This is a genomic window from Variovorax soli NBRC 106424 (genome assembly GCF_001591385.1).
GTDB lineage: Bacteria > Pseudomonadota > Gammaproteobacteria > Burkholderiales > Burkholderiaceae_C > Variovorax > Variovorax soli.
On record NZ_BCUU01000186.1, the window covers coordinates 1 to 4,331 of the forward strand.

General features: G+C 68.4%; 4 protein-coding genes. 1 reads left to right on the forward strand and 3 read right to left on the reverse strand.

Features of this window, described 5'->3' with window-relative positions; all coding sequences use genetic code 11:
• The coding region (locus VSO01S_RS26030; protein WP_506016909.1) for an AraC-like ligand-binding domain-containing protein at window positions 1–593 on the reverse strand (593 nt) is incomplete at its 3' end.
• An 82-nt stretch (window positions 594–675) separates the two neighbouring features.
• Window positions 676–1,782, reverse strand: coding sequence for a DNA glycosylase AlkZ-like family protein (locus tag VSO01S_RS26035; RefSeq protein WP_068645658.1), 1,107 nt, complete (start codon window positions 1,780–1,782; stop codon window positions 676–678).
• Between the two features lie 101 nt (window positions 1,783–1,883).
• Here VSO01S_RS26035 and VSO01S_RS26040 point away from each other — a divergent pair, with 101 nt between their 5' ends.
• Complete coding sequence (locus VSO01S_RS26040) at window positions 1,884–3,359, forward strand: cytochrome P450 (protein ID WP_068645659.1); 1,476 nt, start codon at window positions 1,884–1,886, stop codon at window positions 3,357–3,359.
• A 16-nt stretch (window positions 3,360–3,375) separates the two neighbouring features.
• Here the strand turns inward: VSO01S_RS26040 and VSO01S_RS26045 are convergent, their stop codons facing one another.
• Window positions 3,376–4,254 (reverse strand): sugar phosphate isomerase/epimerase family protein, encoded by an 879-nt coding sequence (locus tag VSO01S_RS26045; RefSeq protein WP_068645660.1) that lies wholly within the window; start codon window positions 4,252–4,254, stop codon window positions 3,376–3,378.
• Window positions 4,255–4,331: the final 77 nt, after the last annotated feature.

The window sequence follows — 4,331 nt, forward strand, 5'->3', positions numbered from 1 at the left end:
GCCAGCAGCGCGCCCAACTGGTCGCTGAGCAGGGCGGCCGGCAGCGGCGGCGCGGCGGCCACTTCGGGCGTGAGCTGGCGTGCGAAGCTGCACAGTGTCTGGCCCCAGCCCGACTGGCCGTCGATGCGGCGGCCCACATGGTCGGACGGCGTCGGCAGCCAGGCCTCGACCCAGGCCGGCGGCAGCTCCAGCGACACCGTGTCCGCCGACACCGGAAAGTGGAAGGCGTAGCGGTCGCGCGAATCCACCAGCACCGCGTCGCCCGGCAGCATGCGCGCGGTTCGCTCGCCTTGCGATGCAGACCAGGCGGAGTCGGTCTTGCACAGCAGGTAGAAGTAGTTGTCGCGGCTGCGCGCAATGGCCGAGCGCGTGCGGTACACGTCCTGCGCGCTGCCGCGCACCCGGTTCACGCCCACCGGCCCCAGCGGCGCCGACTCCAGGCTGGAGAAGAAGCGCGGGGCCTCGGGGCTCGTGGCCGACATCTCCAGGAAGCCCTCGCAGATGGCGCCCACCCAGTAGTCCAGCCGCTGGGCCTGGGGCACCGAGTCGGTGGACCAGCGGTGGATGCCTCCGCAGGTCTGCATGCTGTCCATGTCGCCTGTCCTTTCCGCGCCCGGCGGCGCGCCGGCCATTGTGGGGCGGGCGCGGCGGGTGGTGTGATGGGACTTGCCCGGCTCAGCGGTCCGCGGCCGGGGCAACCAGGAAGGCGGTCATGCGCTGCAGTTCGTCGTCCAGCGCGGCGCGGAAGGCGGCGCCCCTGGGCGCGCTGGCGGCAAAGCCCAGGGTGGGGGTGAGCTGGCCGTCTTTCACCGACAGGGTGGCCCAGCCGATCACCTGCTCGTGCCACAGCAGTGGCAGCGCGTAGTAGCCGAAGCGCCGCTGCGCAGCGGGCGTGTAGGCCTCGAACTTGTAGCGCCAGCCCCAGAGCAGCTCGAAGCGCCGGCGGTCCCACACGATGGGGTCGAAGGGGGCCAGCAGGCGCAGCGCATCATCCGTGCCCCAGCGCCGCGAGGCCGGGTTCTCGTCCGCGGGCCAATACCAGGTGGTGCCGTCGATGCGCGCACTGGCCAGGTGGCCCATTGCCTCGCGCATCGCAGCCTGGGTCTGCGCCTGCAGGTGCGGTGCGCCGTAGCGCAGCAGCCGGGTGAGGTAGACCAGGCTGGAGGCGGGCAGGGGCGCGTACTTGCGCACCACCAGCTCGAGCAGCGCGGCGGCACGCAATGCGCGGCCGCCCGGGCTGTCGTCGAGCGGCGCTGCGTGCTGAACGGCCTCGTAGATGCGCGTGCCGCTTTCGCGCCGGGCCACCCGCAGCATGCCGCGGTAGTGCATGCCGTCCAGCAGCTGCGTGCTGGCGTTGCCGGCGCCGCCCCAATAGTTGCGAATGCGTCCGTGGGCAAAGTGCGCCTCCACCTCGCGCGGATGCACCTTGCCCTTGCTGCGCACGAACTCCAGCACCTCCTGGGCCTTGCGGCGGGTGGCTGCGTCCCAGGCCTTGGTGGCTTCGCGCGGATGCATGAGCGCCAGGTGCTCGCGAGGCAGGAAGCCATAGTTGACGAGGCAGTCCTCCTCGATCGGCAGGCGCGCATAGCGGCGCTCGAGCTCGCCGGCGAGGTAGTCCTTCACGCGATGGCGCAGGGTCAGGTCCTGCGCGCGTGCGGGGGCACGGATCGGGTCGGCCTGCACGAAGCCCAGTCGAGCAATGGCGCGCCCGAGCGTGGTGGGCGCAAAGAGGGAGCGTGCGACGGCATAGCGCCGCAGAGCGTCGAGATCAGGGCCGGCCATTCGGTGCATTGCAGCACAGAAGCGCATCATCAAGATGGGGCTTTCGCGGCAGGCTGGTTTCTGGCTCAATTCGCCATTCCCCGCAGCACTCCGACCGGACCATGGCCCCGCGCATTTCGCCCGCGAATGCCGACCCGACAGCAGCCGCTCGATCGACGACGGCTCCTGGTCCGCGGCGGCGCTTGCATGATTTGCCGGGGCCGCCTGGAATTCCCGTCTTCGGCAACCTGCTGCAACTCAAGCGAGGCAGCGCACACCAGACATTGGAACAATGGGCGCGGCAGTATGGTGCGCCCTTCCGCTTTCGGGCGGGCTCCCGAACTTTTCTGGTGGTCACCAATCACGAAGTGACGGCGGGCATCCTGCGGGAACGTCCAGATACCTTCCGGCGCAGTTCCCGCCTGGCAAGAGTGATGGAAGAGGCGGGGCTGGAGCCAGGGGTTTTCATCGCGAGTGGCGAAGCATGGAAGCGCCAGCGGCGCATGGTCATGGCGGCCTTCGACCCGGCGCACGTCAAGGCCTATTTCCCATCGCTGATGGAGGTCGCGAGCCGTTTGCGCCGCCGATGGCTGAGCGCTGCAGCCCAGGACCAGGCCATCGATCTGCTGGCCGATCTCACCCGCTATACGGTGGATGGTGTGGCGGGTCTTGCGTTCGGGGCCAAGGTCAACACCATTGATGGCCGGGAAGACGTCATCCAGCGGCATCTGGATCACATCTTCCCCGCGCTCTTCCGCCGGACGATGGCTCCTTTTTCCTATTGGCACTACGTCAAGCTGGGACCCGACCGCCATTTACCGGGACATGTGCAGGCGATCAAGGAGGCGGTGCGCGGATTCATTGCCGATGCGCGTGCACGGATGGTGGCCGATCCGCAACTGAGCGAGCATCCGACCAACCTGCTGGAGGCCATGCTTGCGGCGGCGCAACGCGAAGATGGCGCAGTCGCCGACAGCGATATCGCCGGCAACGTGTTCACCATGCTGCAGGCGGGCGAGGACACGACGGCGAATACGCTGGCCTGGCTGATCTGGCTCCTGAAGCGGAATCCAGCCGCATTGGCACGCTGCATCTCCGAGACGGAAGACGTCGCCGCCGACCTTTCTTCGCTGGGCACAGAGCGGCTGGCGCAGTTGCCGTACCTGGATGCCTGCATCAACGAGGCCATGCGCCTGAAGCCCGTGGCGCCCTATTTCATCAACGAGGCGATGCACGACACCGTCGTGGGCGACGTGGAAATCGAAGCTCGCACGGTCGTGTGGTCGATCAACAGGTTCGACAGCGTCAACGAAAAGTACTTCGTGAATGCCGGTGCCTTCGAACCCGAACGGTGGCTGGCCGGCGGCCTGCACGGCAACGACTCGGCCAAGCGGGTCGTGATGCCCTTTGGCGGTGGGCCGCGAATCTGCCCTGGACGCTATCTGGCGCTGCTCGAGATCAAGCTGGCCATGGTCATGCTGCTGGCCAACTTCGAAATCGTCGACGTCTGGACCCCCGATGGCAAGGAACCACGCGAGTTCCTGACCATCGTGATGGCGCCCGTCGGACTGCGGATGAGACTGCGGGTAAAGGAATGACGGTCGATTCGGCGCGTCAGACCGCGCTGCGGTGCCGCTCGATGCAGGCGGCCAGCGTCTCGTCGCCGCTGCGCTGCCACCAATCTTGCGTGGAGAAGATCTCCACCTCGCTGTAGCCGGCATAGCCGGCGGCCTCGACCCAGCCGCGGATCTTCTTGAGTTCGATCACGCCGTCGCCCATCATGCCGCGGTCGTTGAGCAGGTCGCGCGTGGGCGTGAGCCAGTCGCACACGTGGTAGGCCAGCAGGCGCTCCTTGCCGGCGCGCGCGACCTGCTGCGCAAGCTTCGGGTCCCACCACACGTGGTAGACGTCCAGCGCCACGCCGAGCATGCCGCTCCTGCCGGGGTCGAGCGCATCGCAGATGTCCAGCGCCTGCTCCAGCGTGTTGATGCAGGCGCGTTCCGCCGCCTGCATGGGGTGCAGCGGCTCGATGGCCAGGGGCATGCCGACTTCGCGTGCGTATTCCAGCGAAGCGGCGATGCCGTCGAACACCTCGGAGCGCGCGCGGCCGATGTCGGTGTAGGCCGCCTGGCCGCCAAGGGCGCCGGGCAGGCTGCCCACCACCAGCACCAGGCAAGGCGCGTCCAGCGTCCTGGCTTCGTCGATGGCGCGGCGGTTGTCGTCCAGCGCGGCCTTCAGTCCGGCCGCATCGGGCGCCGGATAGAAGCCGCCGCGGCAATAGCCCGACAGGCCGATGCCGTGCGCGCGCAGCTGCGCCGAGATCTTGTCGATGCCGACGGCCGCCACCTGGTCGCGCCAGGGACTGATGGCGCGGATGCCGCGCTGCGCGCACTGGTCGATGATGCGGTCCAGCGGCACCTCAGCACCGGACTGCTTGCGCACGGTGGCGGTGTTGATGGACAGCCAGCGGTGGTCTTGGGAGAAATCACGCATGTTCAGTCTCGCTCCCTCCCCCGCTGGGGGAGGGTTGGGGTGGGGGCTGGCGACGTTTTCATGGAGATGCTTGGCGA